This is a genomic window from Halobacterium sp. KA-6, assembly GCF_021029015.1.
GTDB lineage: Archaea > Halobacteriota > Halobacteria > Halobacteriales > Halobacteriaceae > Halobacterium.
Genome location: NZ_JAJJZH010000001.1, coordinates 57,192 through 77,801, shown reverse-complemented (window position 1 = coordinate 77,801; position 20,610 = coordinate 57,192). Strand labels below are relative to the sequence as shown.

Here is a 20,610-nt window from a genome sequence, read left to right as displayed (position 1 = left end):
TCCATGCAGCAGGCACGCGTTCGTCTCGCCGGCGTCAATCCCGACGACCTCGACAACATCTGCGACGACGTCAGGGAAATCGCGGACAAGACCGGCGTGAAGCTCAGTGGGCCGGTCCCGCTCCCGACGAAGACCCTCGAAGTCCCCTCGCGAAAGTCCCCCGACGGCGAAGGGACGGCCACGTGGGAGCACTGGGAGATGCGCGTCCACAAGCGTCTCATCGACATCGATGCGGACGAACGCGCGCTCCGCCAGCTGATGCGGATTCAGGTGCCCAACGAAGTCAGCATCGAGATCGTTCTCGAAGACTGACCGCGGGCTGTCACACGCGCCTTTCCTCTCCTTATTCAGCCGCGTAGCGCCGGCTCTACGAGGACCACGGCGTGCGTGAGTGATTCACGGCAGACCCACGAAACAGAAGTCTGAAATACGTCGGTCGACTTCGATTGGGTGCGGGCTCGTAGATCAGTGGTAGATCGCTTCCTTCGCAAGGAAGAGGCCCTGGGTTCAAATCCCAGCGAGTCCACTTCTCTGAACCTCGACCACCAAGCGACGTCTCTGTTGCTTCCCGTCGAAACCTAGCGAGCGCTCGTCGTCGGTCGTCGACCGTGGCCGCTCGGTACGACGTTTTGGCTAGTTGCCTGTTCCAAGTAGGGTCAGGTGACGGCGACGGTCAGATACGCGTCACCAGCCTCGGTTCGGAGTTCAGTAATCGAGACGTGTGAGGCGTTCAGCAGTCGCGTGAGGTCGTCGCTGACCGCCGTCTCCGAGTGAACCCGAACCGTGAGGTGGCCGTTCGCCTCGTCGACGAGCGTGGTCCCGGACGACGCCGCGGCGCACGCCCTGAAGTTGCTCACGCGGACTTCCTGCATCGACCGGTGACCGAGCACCACGTCAAGAAGTCCCATACGGCTGGGGTGGAGCGTCCAATTTTTAATTCTACACGTACCGGCGAGAATCAATACTTCACCGTGCTATCACCGAGCGACAGCAGAAGTCCTGGCCAGTTCCGAAACGAATGGCAGGCCGAGAGCGCACGGCAGCAGTCGTTCTCCGACGACTATCTGTTCGTTGCCCCCATCGCGAAACAGCGCCAGATGTCCGGGAACGCGGTGCCGCTGCTCGGGCGCGCCGTCGCCGAAGCTATCGCCAAGGAGATCCTCCCCGCGTAGCGGCCATTCTCCTGTGTTCCGGCTGCACGGCGTGCATACGAACGATACGTTAATGCGGGGAACGCAACAGGTTCGAGACGATGGCGCGCGTCCTGCCGGTACTCGCGGTGCTCGCGCTCGTCGTCGCGGCGGGCTGTCTGACGGCGGAGCCAGCAGCCGTCGGGCCGGACAGCCCGACGGAACCGACGGCAGACGCGCCGTTCACGGTTCCCGACCGCACGGTCGACCGGACGACGAACCCGTGGGGGCCGGGGCCGATTACGGTCGTCGTGGACGACCACACAGGCGCGACCCGCGACGTTTGGCCGGCAGTCCGGGAGACGCTGACGTTCTGGGAGAACGCGGTCTACCCGGGCAACCGCTATCGGCCGGAGTTCGAACTGGTCGAGGGGAACGAGTCGGCGGACGTCCGCGTAGCAATCGAGGCCGCAATCGAGCGGTGTAGCGTCCACGAGGACGACGTCGCGCTCGGGTGCGCGCCGGTCGTCCCGACGAACGCGACCGTGACCGACGAGGTGACCGTGCAGGTGCGCGCTGGGCACACGCCGGCGACGATGCGCACCATCCTGAAACACGAATTCGGCCACGTGCTCGGCTTCCGCCACGGCGAGGGACCGGGTGACGTGATGGCACCGAACCTCTCGTCGCGCGTGGACAGCGACGTCGCAGACGCGGCGGCGCGGACGTACTCGTGGGCGTCGGACACGCTACAGGTCGCCGTCGTCTCGGACACGACGACGACGGACGCGGCACGGGAACGAGTCCGGAAAGCCGTCGGGTACTACGACCGCGGCGCGGACAGCACCGTCGCGCTCCCACCGGAGTTCGAGGTCGTCGACGACCCCGAGACCGCGGACGTCGTCGTGGCGCTCGAGGAGTCCGTCGACTGTGACGTCCTCGGCGTCGACTCCTCGTGCGCACACTGGGACGGCCCGGACGTCGACGACGACGGGGTTCCCGAGTACTACACGGACGTCCGCGTCACCGTCGCGCCGGACAGCCACGACCGCGCCGGCTGGCACGCGGGCTACTGGCTGGGCAAGTCGCTGTGGACGAACGGCGTTCCAGGGCCGTTCCGGACGAACGAACACCCGCCAGCGAGCACCTGGTGAGCGAGAGAGAAGGAGTTACTCGTCGACTTCGTCGTCTTCCTCGATGACGCCGTCAATCGAAGATTGACGTGCAGTTGACTCGACGAGGCTACGCCTCGTCTTCCTCAACAACCTCGACGCCGCGGTTGTTCACCGCGTCGGGGTCGAGACCAATCTCCTCGAGGAAGTTACGGTACTCGCGTTCGGCGGACTCGCCGGCTTTCTGCTGGTCGCTGGCGTGATCGCACAGTTCCACGAGGTTCTCGGGGACGTCGTTCTGGTAGACGATCCAGTGATTGACGAGGTCGCTCATCCGGCGGATGGGGCTGGTGAAGTGGCCGTAGATTTCGAAGTTGAGCGCGTGGTGGCCGCCGAACGGATCGTTCATGTAGCGGGCGCGGGGCATCACCTTCATCACCGCCCACTGAATCTTCCCGAGTTGGCGCTCGGGCGCCTGCTCTAAAGTGGCGTTGACCGCCTTCCGTGGGTCGTCCCAGGAGTCGCCGGGGATGGAGACGCCGTCGAGTTCCTGAATCTCGCGGAGCGCGTCGTCCCACTCGTCGGGCGACGGCTGCGGGTGGACGCGGTAGACGGCTTCGACGCCGCGGTCCCACATGAGTTCGTGCGTGACCGCCTTGTTCGCCTTCAGCATGCACTCCTCGATGATGGTGTGCGCGCGGTCCCGGCGCGGGTTCAGGACGAGGCTGCCCTCCTCCTTGCGCTGTTCGTGCATCTGGTCGGCGAGTTCGAAGACGAGCGAGATTTCGTCGTGCAGCGGGGCGTCCTCGTCGTCAAGGCGTGCCTCCGTCTCCTTGTACGTCAGGCGCTCGTCGCTGTGGATGACGGACTTGTAAATCTCGATGTTGCGGTAGGAGAGGTCCTCCTTGTCGAGGTGCATCTCGACGGTGTGCGCGAGGCGGTCCTCGTTGGGGACCAGCGAGCAGACCGTCTCCGCGAGCACCGGCGGGAGCATGTGAATCGTGTAGCCGGGGAGGTAGATGGTGTTCCCGCGGTCCATCGCGGCGTCCCACATCTTCGAGCCGGGGTGGACGTAGTGAGTGACGTCGGCGATGTGCACCCAGACGACGTACTCCTCGTCGCGTTCGAGGACGCTGACCGCGTCGTCGAAGTCCTGAGCGTCCACGGGGTCAGTCGTCCACGTGGGCAGCGGACGCATGTCCGCGCGCTCGTCGACCTCGTCCTGAATCTCGGCCTGCACGTCCTCGATGCGCTCCTCCGCCTCCTCGATGACCTCGGGCTCGAAGCCGTCGTGGAGTTCGAACTTCTCCAGGAGGTCGTCGCGCTTGTTCTCAATTTGGCGGTCGAGCTCCGGGGAAATCTCCACGGGCCCCTGGTCCTCGATGGACCCTTGAGCCGCCTCTGCGTCGTTTGACATACTACAGTGTAGCCGGCACCCGCAGTTAGGCGTGTCGCCGTGGTCACTCCCGACCCGGCTGTTCCTCGCCGGCGGCGTCGAGGAATCGCGCGACGAACTCCGCATCGTCGACGCGCCCCGCGCCCGCGGCTTCGAGCGTGGCTTCGAGGCCGCGCCGGGGCTGCTTGGCGAGGTCGCGGAAACACGGCTTGCAGAGGTGTTCGAAGCGCTTGCCGTCGCGGTCCCAGCGGTCGCCGTGCTTGTCGTACTCGCGGGCGTCCTCGCGGGGCACGGACGCCCCGCAGGCGATGCAGGAGACGGAGTCGTCCCCGGAGCCCAGCATACGCGGTCGTTACCTGTGCGCGCACTTAGCGGTTTGGCCGCCGCGAGCCGTGACGGAGCGGCGGTTTTAAGCGTGGAGCCGCCCGAACCCACGGTATGGAAGTGTCCTCTCGTCACCACCTGCGGAGCGACGCCGTGCGCGAGATTGCCGACGCGCTCCGGGAGGGGCTGAGCGTCGAACTGGACGCGGACTCGTTCGAACTCGTGGAAATCGCCGACGAGGACTTCGACGTCGTGCTCGTCGACGGCGACCCGCTGGTGTGGTATCCGGAGGGCGAGCCGTTCGTCACCGTACAGGGCGCCAACGAGTTCGACCCGTCGACGGGCGTCGTCACGGTGGACTCGGGCGCCATCTCGTTCGTCAGCGACGGCGCCGACATCATGCGCCCCGGCATCACCGAGGCCGACGAGGGCATCGAAGCGGGCGACCTCGTCGTCGTCGAGGAGGAGAACCACGGGAAGGCGCTGGCGGTCGGCCGCGCGCTCACGAGCGGCGACGACATGGTCGGGGACTCCGGGAAGGTCGTGGAGAACCTCCACCACGTCGGCGACGAACTCTACGAATTCACGGTCTAGCTACGCGTCGCTCTCTTCCTCGGCGTCTGCGTCCTCGCTCTCTTCGTAGCGTTCGAGCGCGTCCTCGTAGCCCTGCTTGGCGAGCCGGTAGGTCTCCCGGAGGTCGACGATTGGGTCCTCGCTGGCGTCCACGCGAAGGTCGTCGTAGTACGGGCGCTCCTCCTCCCCGGTGTCGACTACCTTGACGGCCGCGCTCTGAATCGTGAGGTCTTCGCGCTTGTCGCCACCAGCTGCCTGCCCCGCACCGAGCGCGTCGACGAGGCGCTTGGCGAGCGGTTCGTCGCCGAACGAGACGTCCTCGTACTTCTCCGCAGTGCGCTCGACGACCGCTTCTCCAGTGAGGAGGTTGCCCGCGACGGTGTAGTTCTCGCCGCTCGTGTGGCCGTACCAGCCGTTGCACTCGTCGCCGGAGAACGTGAACGCGCCGTCCCGAGAGACGCCGTGTAGTTGGCGGCTCGGGCTGCCGTCGTCGGCGTTCAACAGCGCCTGCAGGGCGTCCTCAATGCCGAGGCCGTCCGCGAGATACTCGATACCCTTCGACCCGAGGCGCTCGTTCGTGACGCTCTGCGTGGCGACAGCGCCGTGCTCGTTGACGTGCGGGCACGGCACCCCGACCGCGGGCAGCCTGGTCGTGATGGCGATGCCGAAGCGGTACTGCTGGTCGCCGTCGTCGTCCTCGTAGGGTTCCCGAACACAGATGCTGAAGGTCACACCCAAAGAGTGCGGCCGCAGCGGCAAAACGGTACGCGAACCGGGCCGTCTGACGCAAGAACTATGCACGCGGCGACCCCCTCTTTCCGCCATGGGCTTCATGGACAAGATTCTCGGCGGGAGCGGGAGTTCCACCGAGGATTACGTGGAACTAGACGTCGATGACTTCGACACGAACGGCGGCGAAGCGAGCGTCACCGTCCACATCGCAGAAATCGACGGCCAAGAGGACGTCATCGCCATCAAGGACGCCGTCTACGACGGCGACGTGGTCATCGCGGACATCACGCGCCTCCGCACGGAGGACCGCACGGTCGAACACATCGTCGACGAACTCCGGCAGGTCGCCCAGGAGGTCGGCGGCGACATCGTCCAGAAGGGCGACGACCAGCTCATCGTCGTGCCGAACGGGCTCGCCATCAGCCGGACGAAACTCAACCGGCAGTAAGCGGGCGGCTACCGAGCGTCACATCGTCCGCGAGAAGAACGACAGTACTGTTCTCGAAATCCGGGTTACGAGACGTCGTCGGGAGTGTCGGCGTCGTCTTCGACGGAGCGCTTCATCGAGTCGCGGCGGGACTTGGCGTCACGGCCAGTCGCTTCGAGGAGGAAGTCGTTTTTCGCGTCGACGGCGTCCGCAGCGGCCTCGGCTTCGCCCTCGGCGATGACTTCCTCGGCGGGGCGCTCCTCGAAGTCGACCGCGAGCTTGTCCTTCTTCCCCGAGTACTCGACGGCGCCGGCGGTGATGCGCTCGAAGACCGGGTTGTCGGGGTCTTCGACGACGTAGAGGTCGCTGCCCTTGAACTCCTCCGTGTCCGTGATTTCGCCGAAGTAGTCCTCGATTTCCGACTTGAGGTCGGGCATCCGCTCTTCGAGGTACTCGCCACGTCGCATCTTGTACTCCTTCATGAACGCGAGAAGGACAGCGAGGGGTTTAACGGCTTCGTCACCGGTCTTCGGCCAGGTAGCCGCGCTGGCACTCCGGGCAGATGTCACCGGCGCGCAGGCTGGAGCCGGCGGCGTAGCGCTCGAAGCCACACTCCGGACAGTACAGCGCGAAGTCGAGTTCGTCGGCGGGCTCGTCGTTGTCCAGCGGGCCCGCGCTCGTGAACCCGGTGTCGGCTTCGACGACGCCCTCCTCGGCACCGAATTCGAACGTCGAGTCGTCGGTCTCGGTGGCACTCACTTCCGCGTCGACGTCGGCAGCCTCGGTCGCGTCGAAGCCCTCGTCCTCGCCGTCGGCGTCCGGCCACGCGCCGCGCTCGCGGTCGAGGTCCGTGGACTCCGGCTCCGGCTCCGGCTGGGACTGCGACTGCTCGACGTACTCGGTCTGCGTACCCGACGATTCGGGCTCGCTGGCCGGGCCCGCGTCCACGACTTCCGCGTCGTCCTCGACAGGCTCCGGCTCGGGTTCGGGGTCGGCCTCCGGTTCGGCCGGCTCCTCCCACTGGTCGCTCCCCGGCTCGTCGCCGCCGTCGTCGTCGAGGATGACCGCGTCGTCCTCCTCGGGCTCGCCCGCCAGCGCGTCGTCGGTCTCCATCCCGGCCTCGGCCTGTTCGATGGCGTCAGTCGCCGACGTGAACGCGCCGCTCGCGGAGCCACCCTCGTCGGCGGCCGTCGCGGGTTCGCTGCCCGGTTCCTCGGTCGTCGGCTGTTCGGGCTCCGGGGACGCGTCGGCGCGCTCGCGTCGCTCGGACTGGAGGGACCGAACTTCCGTGTTCTCCGCGGTGACCTTCTCCGAGCCACACCGCGCGCACTCCTTGAGCTCGCGTTCAGTCACGACCACTTCGTCGCCGCGCTCCTCGCGGTCCCGCTCGACGAACGCCTCGCCGTAGTCGTGTCCGAGCAGGGAGCACCTGAGACCCATTAGGACGGCAGTATCCGAGCCAGCGGCAAAAGACTACCGCTCGGGGATACTGCTAAGGCGCCGGCAGCCGTCGGTCGGCGTATGCACGTCAAACCCGAGTACCGCGACCGCCCGGAGACGGAAGTGGCGGTGCTCGACGCGCTCGTCGACCGGCCGAGCGAGGGGATGACGCTGTTCGAGTTGCGCTCGCACGTCGACGCGAGCATCGACGACCTAGAGGACGCGCTCGGCGCGCTGAAGGCCGACGACCTCATCGACGCCGAGGAGACCGACGGCCGGACGGTGTTCATCGCCGACGACCGCGTCTTCCCCGACGGCGACGAGCAGACCGAGCCGTCGATTCTCGACGAACTCCGGCGGCGCATCGGGCTGTAGCGGCGAGCACCGGAACCCGGTGGGTTTACCCGCGCGAGCGCCGACTCTTCGGGTAATGACAGTCGTCAGGGACCTCCACGAGGACCACGGCGCGTCGTTCCGCGAGGTGGCGGGTCGCGCGCTCCCCGAGGAGTACGGCCGCCCCGAGCGCACGCACCGCGCGGTGCGCAATATCGTCGGCGTCACCGAACACGCCTTCGACGTCGTCGTCGTCACGGGCGAGGACCGCCACGAATTCGTCGACGACACCGTCACCAACCACGTCCCCACCGAGGACGGCGAGGGGGCGTACGCGCTCCTGCTGGACCCGCAGGGCCGGATTCGCGTGGACTGCTACGCGTTCGCCACCGGCGACAGCCTGCTCGTGTTCTTCCCGGCCGGCGAGGGCGAGGCCATCGCCGAGGAGTGGAGCGAGCGGACGTTCGTCCAAGACGTCGATATCGAGCACGCGACCGACCACTTCGGCGTCTTCGGTGCGCACGGCCCGAAGGCCACGGAGAAGATAGCGAGCGTGCTCGGCGGCGCGAGCCCGCCCGAGGAGCCGCTGACGTTCGTGCGCGGCGCGATGGAGGAGGGCGTGACGGTCATCCGCGACGACGACCTCGCGGGCGAGGAGGGCTACCTCGTCGTCTGCGCGGCCGCCGACGCCGACCCCGTCTTCGAGACCCTGGTCATCCGTGGGCTGAACGCCACGCCGTTCGGCCGGCAGACGTGGGAGACGCTCACGCTGGAAGCCGGGACGCCGCTGTTCGAGACCGAACTCCAAAACCGAGTCCCGAACGTGCTCGGCCTCGACAACGCCGTCGACTACGAGAAGGGCTGTTTCGTCGGCCAAGAGGTCGTCTCGAAGGTGAAGAACCGCGGCCGACCGAGCACCCGACTGGTCGGGCTCGTCGCCGAGGACCTCCCCGAGGCGGGCGCGACAGTCGCTCAGGACGGCGACGACGTCGGCGAAGTCACGCGCGCCGTCGTCAGCCCACTGCGCGAGGAACCAATCGCGTTCGCCGAAGTGAACTACGACGTCGATAGCGGCAGCGTGACCGTCGCAACCGACGAGGGAGACGTCGCTGCCGAAATTACGGACCTGCCGTTCGTGGAATGCACGGGGCGCTCAGCGCGCATCCCTGTCTACGACGGCGAGTCAGCGGAGTAGCGCGCGCAACTGTTCTGCGGAGAAGAGGCTCGTCGGCTGGTCCATGTGGACGCCGATTTCGCCCTCGAACAGCCGCATTCCCGCGCGCTGAATCGGCTGGGGCGCGGAGTACCCCTTGCGGACGAGGTGGCCCAGTTGGATGTCGCGCCCCAGTTCGTCGCGCCACGCGTCCTCGTAGGCGGTGAGCGTCGTGGGGCGGTCGGGGTCGATTTCGCGCGCGGCGCAGTCCGCGGCCGTCATCCCGTAGAGGATGCCGCCGCCCGTGAACGGCTTCGTCTGCCCCGCGGCGTCCCCGAGCAGGAATCCGCGCGTGCTCGTGACGGTGTCCGGGGGGCCGATTGGGATGACGCCCGAGCAGCGGTGCTCGATTTCGACGCCGTAGTCCTCGACGAACGCGTCGAACAGCGCGGGGACGTCCTCGCCGGGCGCGGCCGCGAGCCCGTACTCGACGCCGCCCTCGCCGCGGGGGATGCGCCACGCGAAGAACTCCGGGACGGTGAGGTGGACGTCCACGAAGTTCTCGTGGTCGGGCTCGGGGTCGAAGGCGAGCGCGCCGTGCAGGAATTCGTCCGGTTCCGGGAGCCCCAGCGCGTCCCGAACGCGGGAGCGCGGGCCGTCGCTCCCTGCGACCATCTTCGCGGTCACGTCGAACGTCTCGTCGGGCCCGCGCACGGTGAGTTCTACGCGGTCGTTGAATTCGGAGACTTCCGTGACAGTGTGTTGCTCGCGGACGTCCGCGCCCGCATCGCGAGCGGCGTCGGCGAGCACCTTGTCCAACTGCACGCGGTCGACGGCGTTCGAGATGGCTTCGTCCTTGTAGAACGGGTACGCCTCGGAGTCCGCGCCGCCGAGGTGGAAGCGCGCGCCCCGAATCTCGTTCTGGAAGAGGTCCTCGCGGGCCGACTCCGGAACGTAGTCCCAGACGTCGAGGCTGACATGGCCCGAGCACGCCAGCGGCTTCCCGAGTTCGCCCTGCTCGAAGGCGACCACGTCGTAGCCGCGTTCGGCCGCGCGGCGCGCGAACCGCGCACCCGCGGGTCCGACGCCGACGACCGCGAAGTCGTACATGAGCGTCACGTACGGCGCGAGAGCGAAAAGAGGCTTCGCTTAGTAGCCGAGCGTCTCCTCGACGAGCACGACGGTCGTGCGGCCCTCGGTGCCTTCCTGCCGGTAGATGAGTTCCTTCGAAGGCGCGCTCTCGACGCCGTAGGCGTCCTGGGCGCGCTGGTTCTCGAATTCGTAGGCGTACTCGTGGAGGCGCTCGCGGGCGGCCTCGACGTCCTCGACGACCTTGTTGACGCCGGCGACGAGCAGGAGGTTCTTCGCGGCGAACGGGTACGCGCCGACGCGACTCCCGGAGAGGTCCGCGGCGACGAGCGCGCCCGTCTGGGCGACGCCGTTCACGCCGCCGAGGAAGTAGTCCGCAGTCTGGGCGTCGCGGCGCGCGGCGTCGCGCTCCTCGTCGTCGTCGATGCTCCAGATTTCCGAAGCGAGGTCCTCCCAGTCGTGGTCGCCCTCGTCGAGGTACTCCGTGAACCCGACTTCTTCGAGCGTCGTCGAGTGGCCGTTCATCACGGACGCGCCCGCGGGAATCTCGTCGACGAGCACGTCGAGGGCTGCCTCGGCGTCCTCGACGACTTCGACGTCGAAGCCGTGGGCTTCGAGATTCTCGACGGCTTCCGCGAGTTCGTCGGCTGTCGGGTGGCTGTCCCAGTCGTCGTCCACGTCGACGTCGTCGACGTAGTCTGCCTTCTGTTGGCTCACACTCGCGTACAATCGCTACCCGGAAAAGAGCCTGCGCCCACCGGCGAGTCGCGCCCAAACGAGTAACCCCGGCGTCACCGGGTTCGTGGCAGGTCACCATCGGCGTGTCACGAGCATCCGCGAGCGCCGTATGGCGCTCGCGGTTCACTCGCGGCGAAGCCGCGAGGCCGACGAGCGACCGCAGGGAGCGAGGAGTGCTTTTTCCGCAAGTTTTTGCAAGTGAGGCGCGCGCAGCGCGCCGAGCGCAGCAAAAAGTGCCTAGTCGTCGACCGCCGGCGCTGCCTGTTCTTCTTTCGCGGGCTTCTTACGGTCGCTGCGGGGGCCTTCGAGGTCGACGCCCGGGAGTTTGTCGCGGAGGTAGCGCCCGGTGTGGCTGTCGTCGTTGCGCGCGACGTCCTCCGGAGTGCCGGCGGCCACGAGGTCGCCGCCGTGTTCGCCGCCCTCCGGACCGAGGTCGACGACGTGGTCGGCGTTCTTCACGAGGTCGAGCTCGTGCTCAATGACGACGACGGTGTTGCCGCGGTCGGTGAGGCGCTGGAGCACCTCGACGAGTTTGCGCTCGTCGGCGCTGTGGAGGCCCGTCGTGGGCTCGTCCAGCAGGTAGAGGGTGTCGCCGGAGTCCTTCTTCCCGAGTTCCTCGGCGAGCTTGACGCGCTGGGCCTCCCCGCCCGACAGGGTGGTCGAGGGCTGGCCGAGTTTCATGTAGTCGAGGCCGACGTCCATCAGGAGTTTGAGGCGGCGGCCCAGGCGGCTGTCCGCCTCGAAGAAGTCGTAGGCCTCCTCGACGCTCATGTCGAGGACGTCCGCGATGGTCGCGTCCTTGAACGTGACGTCCAGCGTCTCGTCGTTGTAGCGCGCGCCACCGCACTCCTCGCAGGGGACGTGGACGTCCGAGAGGAAGTTCATCTCGATCTTCTGGGTGCCCTGCCCGCCGCAGGCCTCACAGCGGCCCCCTTTGACGTTGAACGAGAAGCGCCCCTTCTCGTAGCCGCGCTGCTTGGCGAGCTTCGTCTCGGCGAACTTCTCGCGGATGTAGTCGAAGATGCCCGTGTACGTCGCGGGGTTGGAGCGGGGCGTGCGGCCGATGGGCGACTGGTCGATGAGCCGCACCGTCTCGACGTTGTCGATTCCTTCGATGGCGTCGTGCTCGCCGGGGTCGACGCTGGTGTTGTCGTTCATCTCGCGGGCGAGGCCCTTGTAGAGGATGTCGTGCATCAGCGTCGATTTCCCGGAGCCCGAGACGCCAGTGATGGCGGTGAACGCGCCGATGGGGAGGTCGACGTCGAGGTCGCGGAGGTTGTGCTGGCGCGCGCCCTCGATGGTAAGCGTGTCCTCCCAGTCGCGGCGCTCGTCGGGGACGGGAATCTGCTTGCGGCCCGCGAGGTAATCCCCTGTGATGGAGTCCTCGGCGGCCATGAGGTCCTCGACGTCGCCGTTCGCGACGACGTCGCCGCCGTGGCGGCCCGGCCCGGGGCCCATGTCCACGACGTTGTCCGCGCGCCGCATCGTCTCCTCGTCGTGTTCGACGACGACGAGCGTGTTCCCGAGGTCGCGGAGTTCTTCGAGGGTGTTGAGGAGGCGGTCGTTGTCGCGCTGGTGGAGCCCAATCGAGGGCTCGTCGAGGACGTAGAGGACGCCCACGAGCCCCGAGCCAATCTGGGTGGCGAGGCGGATGCGCTGGCTCTCCCCGCCAGAGAGCGTGGAGGCCTCGCGGTCGAGCGTGAGGTACTCCAGCCCGACCTCGGTCATGAAGCCGAGGCGCGCGCGAATCTCCTTGAGAATCTCCTCGGCGATTTTCCGGTCGCGGTCGTCGAAGCGCGCCTCCATCCCCTCGAAGTGTTCGAGGGCGTCGCCGATGCTCATCCGGTTGACTTCCGTGATGGGGGTGCCGTCGACGAGCACCGCGCGGGATTCGGGCTTGAGGCGGGTGCCGTCACACGCTGGGCACGTCGTGACGGACATGTACTCCTCGATGTGGTCGCGGGTGCTCTCGGAGTCGGTCTCGACGTAGCGGCGCTCAAGATTCGGGATGACGCCCTCGAAGGGCTTCTCCTTGCGGCGGGTGCCGTTCTTCGTCTGCCGTTTGAAGACGACGTCCTCGGTGGTGCCGTAGAGGAACGCCTGCTGGACGTCCTCGTCGAGGTCCTCGAACGGCGTGTCGAGGCTGATGCCGAAGTGCTCGGCCACCGAGTCGAGGCGCGTCTGGTAGTACGAGCGGTTGTAGCTCCAGGCCTCGAAGACGTGCTTGACGGGCTTGCTCTCGTCGACGACGACGAGGTCCTCGCTGACCTCCTTCGTGTTCCCGATGCCCTCACACTCCGGGCACGCGCCGTGCGGGCTGTTGAAGGAGAACGAGCGCGTCTCGATTTCGCTGATGTCGATGCCGCAGTGCGTGCACGCGAGTTCCTCGCTGAACTCCACGACGAAGCGGTCCTCGTCGTCTTCGTCCGCGAGGTCTCCCGTGCTGCGCGCGGTGGCGCCACCGAGTTCGAGGTCCTCGTCGGCGTCGGGGACGATGACCTTCAGGACGCCGTCCGCTTCGTCGAGGGCGGTCTCGACGCTGTCGTTGATGCGTGAACGGGCGTCCTCGCTGACCGCGACGCGGTCGACGACGACGTCGACGGTGTGGTCGTAGTTCTCGTCGAGGTCGGGGCGGTCGTACGCGAGGTCGTAGCTCTCGCCGTCGACCTCCACGCGGGAGTAGCCCTCACTGACGAGGTCGTCGAAGCGGTCCTCGAACGCGCCCTTCTGGTCGCGGACGACGGGCGCTGCGATTTTCGCCTTCGTGCCCTCGGGGAGTTCGAGGATGCGGCGGACCATCTGCTGGGCGGATTGCTCGCCGACTTCGCGACCGCACTCCGGACAGTGCGGGACGCCGACGCGGGCGTACAGCAGGCGCAGGTAGTCGTGGAGTTCGGTGACGGTGCCGACCGTCGACCGGGGGTTGTTCGCGGCGTTCTTCTGGTCGATGCTGATGGCGGGCGAGAGGCCCTCGACGGACTCGACCTGTGGCTTGTCCATCTGCCCGAGGAAGTTCCGGGCGTACGCAGACAGGCTCTCGATGTAGCGGCGCTGGCCCTCCGCGTAGATAGTCTGGAAAGCCAGCGACGACTTCCCGGACCCGGAGAGGCCGGTCACCACGTTCAGCGCCTCGCGTGGAATCTGTACGTCGAGGTCGTCGAGGTTGTTCTCCTCGGCCCCTCGGACCTCGATGTAGTCATCGCTCATTAGGCGTCTATTACCGGACGAGCCAGTGAAGGTCTGTCGGTCCCGGTGACCGTGCGAACCCTTTTACTGGCGCGCGACGCACCCGAACGCATACCGATGCCCTCCACGTACGACATCTCCACGGTCGACCTCGACGACGACCGCTACGAAGTCCGCCAGTCCCTGATTCGGAACAAGTACGCCGTCCGCGACAGCGGCGGCAGTGTTGTCCTGCGCGGCAAGCAGAAGATGTTCAAGATGAAAGAGGAGTTCCCGTTCGTCACCGGCGACGGCGAGGACGCGTTCACGGTGAAGGCCGGCGGCATCATGGACGTCGCGGGCAACTACGCCATCACCGACGCCGGTACCGGCGAGGAAGTCGTCGTGCTCGACGAAGACTTCTCGCTGTTCGTGGAGAACTGGACGGTCCGGGACCCCGAGACGGGCGAGGCGCTGGCGACGATTCGCTCGAAGAGCAAACTCCTCTCGGCGCTCCGACACCTCGTCGGCCTCGCGAACCTGATACCGAATCGCTACGAGATATTCGACGCCGACGGCGACCACGTCGGAAACGTGCGCGGGAAGTTCTCGCTGCGCGACGCCTACACGGTCACCATCGACGACGCCAGCGACGTGCCCAAAGAGGCGGTCGTCGCCGCCGCCTGCATCCTCGACGCGCTCGAAAACGAGTGACTACGCGCCGTCGAACGCCTCGGTGAGGTCGTCGGCGACGTCCGCGACTGCCTCGTGCGCGCGGTCGAGGTCCGGCGAGGACAGCATCGTCGCGAACCCGTGAATCACGTCCTCGTACTCGACGTGGCGCGTCGGCACGCCGTCCGCGACGAGCTGGTCGGCGTACCGTCGGCCGCCGTCCCGGAGCGGGTCGAAGCCAGCCGTGAGCACGGTCGCGGGCGCGACTCCCGATAGGTCGCAGGCGTTCGTCGGGTCGCCGTAGGGGTTGCGCTCGTGAATCTCGGAGCCGTAGTAGCACTCCCGGAACCACCGGAGGTCGTCCTCGCTGAGCACCTTCCCGGCGTGCTCGCGGACGGATTCCTGGTCTTCCTCGATGCCGACGCCCGGGTACAGCAGGTACTGGTAGTCGATTTTGGGGCCGTCGCGCTCGGCGGCCATCAGCGCCGCGACGGCCGCAAGATTCCCGCCCGCAGAATCCCCGACGACTGCGAGGTCGCCCGTGCCGGCGAGCGCGTCGGGGTTGTCGGCTGCCCACGTGAGCGCGGCGTACGCGTCCTCGACGGCCGCCGGGAACGGGTGCTCGGGCGCGAGTCGGTAGTCGACGGACATCACGACGCAGTCGCTCTCGCGCGTGAGGTGCCGGCAGAACAGGTCGTGCGTCTCCAGACTCCCCATCACGAACCCGCCCCCGTGGTAGAAGACGACCGTCGGGAACGGACCGTCGCCCTCGGGACGGTAGAGCCGCACCGGGAGGTCGCCAGCGGGCCCGGGAATCGTGCGGTCGGCGATTCGACCCACTGCCGGGGGATTGCGGTTCTGCCACCAGCTCGTCGCGCGCATCAGCAGCCGCAGCCGCCGGACGCCCAGCGAGCGCAGCGACGTCAACCCGAGTCGCTCGCGGCGCTCCATCGCCACCCGCGCCTCCGGATGCATCTCGTCTTCGTCCATACGTGACAGTCGCGTGACGGCAGCAAAAAGGTCGGGCTGCCGGCAGCGCTCACTCCGCGACGTCGACGGCCTCCGCGTCCGCGAGGTCGCGCAAGCGCTCGGGCTCGATGGGCCAGACCGCGGTCGGCGTGCCGGCTGCCGCCCACACGCCGCCGTGGTCGAGGAGCGTGTCGTCCAGCAAGACGGGGACGTCGGTCGCGTGGCAGATGGGCGGCACGCCGCCGATGCTCCAGCCCGTCGCCTCCTTCACCTCGTCGGCTTCGGCCATCCGCGCGTCGCTGGCGTCCCGGTAGACCGCGACCTTCGAGAGGTCCACGCGGTTCGCGCCGCTGGTCACCACGACGACCGGCTCGTCGTCGGCCACCACGACGATGCTGGACGCGATTTGCGCGACGTCGCAGCCGACCGCGTCGGCCGCGTCCGCCGCCGTCTTCGTCCCCTCGTCGAATTCGTGGACGTCCACGTCGACGTCGTACTCCTCGCGCGCCCGCTCGACGAACTCCGCGGCTCGCTCGTGCATGTACCGGCGTGACTGAGTGCGGGAGCAAAGGCGTACCGTTCCGCGCAATCGACGGCCGGGGAGAGGTGGGTTCTTCCGTGCGAGCGCGGTAGTCGGCGTATGGCAACCGACTCCGTGCTCGCCCGCCTGCTCCCGGTCGTCGGGACGGCGTACCTCGTCTACCTCGCGACGCAGCCGCCGCCCGCGCGCTGGATCGGGCTCGGGTGTCTGGCCGTCGTCGTGCCGTTCCTCGCTGGCTGGGTGCTCGGGAACGTCTTCGGCGTCGGGCCGTGGAGCAGCGATGACGAGTAATCGAGTTCAGACGTCCTCGGGCAGCCACCCGCCGTCCACGTACCTTTTTACTTCGTCGGGTCGCCTCCGGCGACCACTCCTCGCAAAAATCTACGCTAAAAACACCTTCCTCCGCGGGGCTGCGCCCCGCTCCGGCAGCGAACCGCTCGCTTCGCTCGCGGATGCTCGTAGGCGCTGAACAGCGCTACACGTCCTCGGGCAACCACCCGCCATCGACTTCGATATTTTCGCCGGAGATATAGTCGGAGTCCTCGTCGCAGAAGAATCGGACCGCCTGCGCGATGTCGTCAGTCGAGGCCCAGCGGCCGCGCGGAGCCTCCTCGGGGAACTCGTCGGAGGTCTCGACGACGTACGGGGAGACGGCGTTGACCGTGATACCGTCGTCTTGGGTGTCCGCGGCGAGCATCCGCGTGAACATGAGCACGCCCTGTTTGGCGGCGAAGTACGGGAAGTTCTTCGGGGAGACCATGCCCTTCTCGGCGGAGGCGTAGCCGATGTTGACGATGCGACCCCACTGCTGGGCGCGCATGCCGTCGAGCGCGCGCTTCGAGCAGAGATACGTCCCCGTGAGGTTCGTGTGGAGGACGCGGTTCCACGTCTCGAAGTCGACGTCTTCCCAGTGCGCGGGCGCGAAGTCGCCGACGTTGTTCACGAGCACGTCCACGGTGCCAATTTCGGCTTCCGCGGCGTCGAAGATGGCGTCCACGCCCTCCGGGTTCGTCACGTCGCCCTGGACGGGTGCGGCGTCGGGCGCGCCGCGGTCGCGGGCGTCGGCGGCGGTCTCGCTGGCGGCGACGTCGCTGCTGTGGTAGTGGACGGCGACGCTGGCGCCGCAGTCGGCGAGCGACAGACAGAGCGCGCGACCGAGTCCCTTCGCGCCGCCGGTGACGAGCGCGGTGCGGTCGGTCAAGTCGGGAGCGAGCATGCGTCGTACTCCCGCGTGAGCCGGGATATTCTTATGGGGTTGCCGGGACAGGCGGGTGACATGGCTATCGAGAACCTGTTGTTGGCGGTCGGGCCGACGGACGACCAGCGTATCGAACCGCTGGCGCGCACCGCGACGGACATCGCCGGTCCGGCGGGTGCGACGGTGACGCTCGCGCACGTCTTCACGCGCGAGGAGTACGAGGACATCGCCGACAACCTCGGCTTCGACGAGGGCGACGAGGTGACCGCCGACGCCGTAGCGCGCCGCCACGCGACGATTCGCGACCTCGAAGACCACCTGAGCGACGCGGGCGTCGACTACGACGTGCGCGGGCACATCGGCGAGCACGGCGAGAGTATCGTCGCGCTCGCGGACGACGTGAACGCCGACATCGCGGTCGTCGGCGGCCGGAAGCGCTCGCCCGCCGGGAAGGCCGTCTTCGGCAGCACCGCCCAGACGGTGCTGCTGTCGGCGCCATGCCCCGTGACGTTCGTGCGTAGCGACCACTGAAATGGAGGCGACCGCCGAGGACGGCACGGGCGGGCTGCTCGTCGTGGAGTTGGAGGCTGGAGAGTCCCTGCTCGCGGCGTCGGGCGCGCTCGTGGACTACGTCGGGAAACTCCGCGTCGAGCGCGCTCGCGAGGGCGTGCTGCGGTCGGTAGCGAACGCCCGCGAGCGACAGCGCACGCCCGTTCGCGTGGTCGCCGACACGGCGACGACCGTGCGGTTCGCGCCGCCCCACCACGGCAGCCTCGTCGCCGCGGGCCTCGAAGCCGAGGGCGTGGCGGCGACCCGGGAGGCGTTCGTCGCAGCGACCGGCGACGTCCGCGTAGGTGCCGACCGCGTCGGCGACGCACCCGCTCGCGGCAGCGGCCTCTTCCTCACGACCGTCTCCGGCGGCGGGACGGCGTACCTCGCGGGCCGCGGGCGCGTCGACTGCGTGCAGGTGCCCGAGGGCGAGGAGCGCGTCGTCGCAGCCGCGAACGTCGTCGCGTTCGACACGGACGCCGCGGTCTCCGTGGAGCGCGTCGGCGCCGTCGAGGAAGCCGAGCCGGTCTGTCGGATTCGCGGGCCGGCGACCGTCTGGACGGCGACGCGGCCTGTGCCTGGTGCAACGAACTAACGCGGCTGCGAGTGAAAACTGTGCAGTTAAGTGCGATGCCCGGCCTAATCGAGGTAGATGCCGTACTACGTCGGCGTTGACCTCGGCGCGACGAACCTGCGCGCCGCCGTCGCGAACGACGACGCGACCGTCGTCGCCACTGACAAGCGTCCGACGCCCCGCGGGCCGACGGGGATTCACGTCACGGAAGCCGTGCTCGACGCTGTGCGCGCGGCCTGCGAGGACGCCAGCGTCGACCCTGCCGAGGTGCGCGCCGCTGGCATCGGCAGCATCGGCCCGCTGGACCTCGCGGAAGGCACCATCGACGGTCCCGCGAACCTCCCGGACTCCGTGGGGACGGTTCCCCTCGTCGGCCCGATTTCGAACCTCATCGACTCCGAGCGCGTCTACCTCCACAACGACACGGTCGCGGGCGTCATCGGCGAGCGCTTCCACGCCGACAGCAACCCCGACGACATGGCGTACGTCACCATCTCCTCGGGCATCGGCGCGGGCGTCGCCGTCGACGGCAACGTGCTGGAGGGCTGGGACGGCAACGCCGGCGAACTCGGCCACATGCTCGTCGACCCGCAGGGCAGACGGACGTGTGGCTGTGGACGCGACGGCCACTGGGAGGCGTACTGCTCGGGGAACAACATCCCCGAGTACGCACGCATGCTCGCCGAGGAGGACGGCGGCGTCGAGACCGCGCTCCCGCTGGGCGACCCCGAGTTCTCCGCGAAGCACGTCTTCGAGCACGCGGGCACCGACGAGTTCGCCCGCCACGTCGTCGACCAGGTCGGCTTCTGGAACGCGATGGGCATCACGAACCTCGTGCAGTCGTACGCCCCGCTGGTCGTCTACGTCGGCGGCGCCGTCGCGCTCAACAACCCCGACCTCGTCCTCGACCCCATCCGCGAGTACCTCGACGACGGCGTGTTCAACAACGTCCCCGAAGTTCGCCTCACCTCGCTCGGCGACGACGTCGTGCTCCACGGCGCCGTCGCCTCCGCCATCACTGGTGGTACGGGCGAGCGAACGCGATAACCCCCTCTCCGACTTCTCATCTCTCCGTCGCCTGACCGAGTAACCGCGCGATAGTAGCGAACTGACCAACCGACGGCCACGGGGTGGACTGAAAGGGGCGCCGTGGTCGCGTTCACTTGTTCGCTCGCGACGCAAGCACCGCAGGCCGAAGGCCGAGGAGCGCAGCGAGCGAGCGGACGCGACCGCGCCGGGGCTTTCGAGGAAGAAACAACACGAACGAGAGCCCCAAGAACGAGAGAACCTAGAAATCAAGCAGAGCGAATGCCCGCAGGACTTTTCCACGCAACCGCCGGAGGGGGCGTATGCGACGACGAGACGTCCTCCGCGCGACTGCCGCCACGGCCGCCCTCCCGCTCGCGAGCACGACCGTTTCAGCGACCGCACAGCAGTCGGCGTTCGAGCCGCTGGGCGTGCTCGACCTCGACGGAACCAAAGAGGTCGTGGTGGACGACGCCGGGGAGACGGCGTACGTGGCGACGACCGACGGCATCGCGACCGTGGACATCTCGGACCCCGCGAATCCCGAGCAGCTCGCTGGCGTAGCGCCGCTGTTGGACGACTACGAGAACGGGCCGATGCGGATGGTCTACGACGTGAAACTGGAGGGGGACACACTCATCGCGGTCGGGCCGGCGAACCCGACGCAGACCGAGACCGTGCAGGGCGTCGTCGTCTTCGACGTCAGCGACCCCGAAAATCCGGTACAGACCGGCTTCCACGAGACCGGGTTCCCGATTCACAACGCCTACCTGCAGGACGGCGTGGCGTACCTCACGGCGAACGACGGCGCGAAGAACCCCGCCGTCTTCGTCGACGTCTCCGGGGACACAATCGAGGAGGTCGGGCGGTGGTCGAACGTCGACTACGACGAGCGCTGGCAGGAGGTCTACGCGGGAATGCGGGCGTGCCACGACCTCTACGTGCACGGGGACACGCTGTACATCGCGTACTGGGACGCGGGCACGTGGCTAGTGGACGTCAGCGACCCCGCGAATCCCGAGTACATCAACCACTTCGGCCACTACAGCGTCGAGGACTTGCAGGACATTCCAGCGGGAGAGGGCGGCCGCGAGAGCCTCTCCGTTCCCGGGAACGCCCACTACGTCGCCGTGAACGAGGACGCGTCCGTGCTCGCGTCCGGCGCGGAGGCGTGGGACGTCGACACCGACGACTCGGACCCGGGACAGGGCGGCATTGACCTCTGGGACGTCAGCGACCCGCAGAACCCCGAGAAACTGTCGTTCGTCGCGCCGCCGCCGACGCCCGACGGCACCCGACAGGGGACGTGGACGACCAGCCACAACTTCGAGTTCCACGGCGACCGGCTGTACACGTCGTGGTATCAGGGCGGCGTGAAGATACACGACGTGAGCGACCCCGCGAACCCCGAGGAGTTGGCGTGGTGGCGACAGCCCGAGTGAGCACGGTTCTGGACCGCGCAGTACGCC

The 20,610-nt window shown here is 67.9% G+C and carries 25 protein-coding genes and 1 tRNA gene; 14 read left to right on the top strand and 12 right to left on the bottom strand.

Going from position 1 to position 20,610, the window contains the following annotated elements:
- The first annotated feature begins 3 nt into the window (after window positions 1-3).
- Window positions 4-312 (top strand): 30S ribosomal protein S10, encoded by a 309-nt coding sequence (gene rpsJ / locus LPA46_RS00475; RefSeq protein ID WP_058980897.1) that lies wholly within the window; start codon window positions 4-6, stop codon window positions 310-312.
- A 142-nt stretch (window positions 313-454) separates the two neighbouring features.
- Window positions 455-526: transfer RNA gene (locus LPA46_RS00470), tRNA-Ala, on the top strand.
- Window positions 527-656: 130 nt separating this feature from the next.
- Here the strand turns inward: LPA46_RS00470 and LPA46_RS00465 are convergent.
- The gene (locus LPA46_RS00465; RefSeq protein WP_230890925.1) at window positions 657-908 is read right to left on the bottom strand and encodes a hypothetical protein; all 252 of its coding nucleotides are present in this window, start codon (window positions 906-908) and stop codon (window positions 657-659) included.
- A gap of 63 nt (window positions 909-971) precedes the next feature.
- On the opposite strand from LPA46_RS00465, the gene LPA46_RS00460 reads away from it, so the two are divergent.
- Window positions 972-1,172, top strand: coding sequence for a DNA cytosine methyltransferase (locus LPA46_RS00460; protein ID WP_230890924.1), 201 nt, complete (start codon window positions 972-974; stop codon window positions 1,170-1,172).
- Between the two features lie 80 nt (window positions 1,173-1,252).
- Entirely contained in the window at window positions 1,253-2,284 is a 1,032-nt protein-coding gene (locus tag LPA46_RS00455; protein WP_230890923.1) for a matrixin family metalloprotease, read from the top strand.
- An 88-nt stretch (window positions 2,285-2,372) separates the two neighbouring features.
- On the opposite strand, the gene LPA46_RS00450 is transcribed toward LPA46_RS00455, so the two are convergent.
- A complete protein-coding gene (locus LPA46_RS00450; protein ID WP_230890922.1) occupies window positions 2,373-3,659 on the bottom strand; it encodes a ribonuclease catalytic domain-containing protein in 1,287 nt (428 codons plus the stop codon).
- A gap of 43 nt (window positions 3,660-3,702) precedes the next feature.
- Window positions 3,703-3,981 carry a DUF7562 family protein gene (locus LPA46_RS00445; RefSeq protein WP_230890921.1) on the bottom strand — a complete coding sequence of 93 codons (279 nt, stop codon included), beginning with the start codon at window positions 3,979-3,981 and terminating at the stop codon, window positions 3,703-3,705.
- Between the two features lie 95 nt (window positions 3,982-4,076).
- Between LPA46_RS00445 and LPA46_RS00440 the strand changes: the two genes are divergently transcribed.
- Window positions 4,077-4,556, top strand: coding sequence for an RNA-binding protein (locus LPA46_RS00440; RefSeq protein WP_230887926.1), 480 nt, complete (start codon window positions 4,077-4,079; stop codon window positions 4,554-4,556).
- Here the strand turns inward: LPA46_RS00440 and LPA46_RS00435 are convergent, their stop codons facing one another.
- Window positions 4,557-5,267 carry a DUF1028 domain-containing protein gene (locus tag LPA46_RS00435; RefSeq protein ID WP_230890920.1) on the bottom strand — a complete coding sequence of 237 codons (711 nt, stop codon included), beginning with the start codon at window positions 5,265-5,267 and terminating at the stop codon, window positions 4,557-4,559.
- Between the two features lie 91 nt (window positions 5,268-5,358).
- Between LPA46_RS00435 and LPA46_RS00430 the strand changes: the two genes are divergently transcribed.
- The gene (locus LPA46_RS00430; RefSeq protein WP_230887928.1) at window positions 5,359-5,715 is read left to right on the top strand and encodes a cell division protein SepF; all 357 of its coding nucleotides are present in this window, start codon (window positions 5,359-5,361) and stop codon (window positions 5,713-5,715) included.
- A gap of 65 nt (window positions 5,716-5,780) precedes the next feature.
- On the opposite strand, the gene LPA46_RS00425 is transcribed toward LPA46_RS00430, so the two are convergent.
- Window positions 5,781-6,176 carry a DUF5611 family protein gene (locus LPA46_RS00425; protein WP_230887929.1) on the bottom strand — a complete coding sequence of 132 codons (396 nt, stop codon included), beginning with the start codon at window positions 6,174-6,176 and terminating at the stop codon, window positions 5,781-5,783.
- A gap of 37 nt (window positions 6,177-6,213) precedes the next feature.
- Window positions 6,214-7,134 carry a DUF7093 family protein gene (locus LPA46_RS00420; protein WP_230890919.1) on the bottom strand — a complete coding sequence of 307 codons (921 nt, stop codon included), beginning with the start codon at window positions 7,132-7,134 and terminating at the stop codon, window positions 6,214-6,216.
- Window positions 7,135-7,215: 81 nt separating this feature from the next.
- Here LPA46_RS00420 and LPA46_RS00415 point away from each other — a divergent pair, with 81 nt between their 5' ends.
- Complete coding sequence (locus LPA46_RS00415) at window positions 7,216-7,509, top strand: DUF6432 family protein (RefSeq protein WP_230890918.1); 294 nt, start codon at window positions 7,216-7,218, stop codon at window positions 7,507-7,509.
- Between the two features lie 55 nt (window positions 7,510-7,564).
- On the top strand, window positions 7,565-8,662 hold the full coding sequence (ygfZ, locus tag LPA46_RS00410; RefSeq protein ID WP_230890917.1) for a CAF17-like 4Fe-4S cluster assembly/insertion protein YgfZ: 1,098 nt from the start codon (window positions 7,565-7,567) through the stop codon (window positions 8,660-8,662).
- Here ygfZ and LPA46_RS00405 read toward each other — a convergent pair.
- The 3 genes from LPA46_RS00405 to uvrA all read right to left on the bottom strand — a co-directional run bounded on the left by LPA46_RS00405 (window position 8,651) and on the right by uvrA (window position 13,654).
- Window positions 8,651-9,730, bottom strand: a complete 1,080-nt coding sequence (locus tag LPA46_RS00405) for a geranylgeranyl reductase family protein (protein ID WP_230890916.1) — start codon at window positions 9,728-9,730, stop codon at window positions 8,651-8,653. The genes ygfZ and LPA46_RS00405 overlap by 12 nt on opposite strands.
- Before the next feature lie 39 nt (window positions 9,731-9,769).
- Window positions 9,770-10,426 (bottom strand): lactate utilization protein, encoded by a 657-nt coding sequence (locus LPA46_RS00400; protein ID WP_230890915.1) that lies wholly within the window; start codon window positions 10,424-10,426, stop codon window positions 9,770-9,772.
- A gap of 258 nt (window positions 10,427-10,684) precedes the next feature.
- Window positions 10,685-13,654, bottom strand: coding sequence for an excinuclease ABC subunit UvrA (gene uvrA, locus LPA46_RS00395; RefSeq protein WP_230890914.1), 2,970 nt, complete (start codon window positions 13,652-13,654; stop codon window positions 10,685-10,687).
- 96 nt (window positions 13,655-13,750) lie between these two features.
- On the opposite strand from uvrA, the gene LPA46_RS00390 reads away from it, so the two are divergent.
- Complete coding sequence (locus LPA46_RS00390) at window positions 13,751-14,326, top strand: LURP-one-related/scramblase family protein (protein ID WP_230890913.1); 576 nt, start codon at window positions 13,751-13,753, stop codon at window positions 14,324-14,326.
- Here LPA46_RS00390 and LPA46_RS00385 read toward each other — a convergent pair whose 3' ends face one another.
- Complete coding sequence (locus tag LPA46_RS00385) at window positions 14,327-15,274, bottom strand: alpha/beta hydrolase (protein ID WP_230890912.1); 948 nt, start codon at window positions 15,272-15,274, stop codon at window positions 14,327-14,329.
- A 49-nt stretch (window positions 15,275-15,323) separates the two neighbouring features.
- Window positions 15,324-15,794 carry a YbaK/EbsC family protein gene (locus LPA46_RS00380; protein WP_230890911.1) on the bottom strand — a complete coding sequence of 157 codons (471 nt, stop codon included), beginning with the start codon at window positions 15,792-15,794 and terminating at the stop codon, window positions 15,324-15,326.
- 99 nt (window positions 15,795-15,893) lie between these two features.
- Between LPA46_RS00380 and LPA46_RS00375 the strand changes: the two genes are divergently transcribed.
- The gene (locus LPA46_RS00375) at window positions 15,894-16,085 is read left to right on the top strand and encodes a hypothetical protein (RefSeq protein ID WP_230890910.1); all 192 of its coding nucleotides are present in this window, start codon (window positions 15,894-15,896) and stop codon (window positions 16,083-16,085) included.
- A 184-nt stretch (window positions 16,086-16,269) separates the two neighbouring features.
- Here LPA46_RS00375 and LPA46_RS00370 read toward each other — a convergent pair whose 3' ends face one another.
- On the bottom strand, window positions 16,270-17,010 hold the full coding sequence (locus LPA46_RS00370; protein ID WP_230890909.1) for an SDR family NAD(P)-dependent oxidoreductase: 741 nt from the start codon (window positions 17,008-17,010) through the stop codon (window positions 16,270-16,272).
- A gap of 60 nt (window positions 17,011-17,070) precedes the next feature.
- Here LPA46_RS00370 and LPA46_RS00365 point away from each other — a divergent pair, with 60 nt between their 5' ends.
- The 4 genes from LPA46_RS00365 (at window position 17,071) to LPA46_RS00350 (ending at window position 20,583) form a co-directional block, all read left to right on the top strand.
- On the top strand, window positions 17,071-17,523 hold the full coding sequence (locus tag LPA46_RS00365) for a universal stress protein (protein ID WP_230890908.1): 453 nt from the start codon (window positions 17,071-17,073) through the stop codon (window positions 17,521-17,523).
- A 1-nt stretch (window position 17,524) separates the two neighbouring features.
- Window positions 17,525-18,136, top strand: coding sequence for an AIM24 family protein (locus tag LPA46_RS00360; protein WP_230890907.1), 612 nt, complete (start codon window positions 17,525-17,527; stop codon window positions 18,134-18,136).
- Window positions 18,137-18,193: 57 nt separating this feature from the next.
- Window positions 18,194-19,162, top strand: a complete 969-nt coding sequence (locus LPA46_RS00355) for an ROK family protein (protein WP_230890906.1) — start codon at window positions 18,194-18,196, stop codon at window positions 19,160-19,162.
- A gap of 302 nt (window positions 19,163-19,464) precedes the next feature.
- Window positions 19,465-20,583 carry an LVIVD repeat-containing protein gene (locus LPA46_RS00350; protein ID WP_230890905.1) on the top strand — a complete coding sequence of 373 codons (1,119 nt, stop codon included), beginning with the start codon at window positions 19,465-19,467 and terminating at the stop codon, window positions 20,581-20,583.
- The last annotated feature ends 27 nt before the right edge of the window (window positions 20,584-20,610 follow it).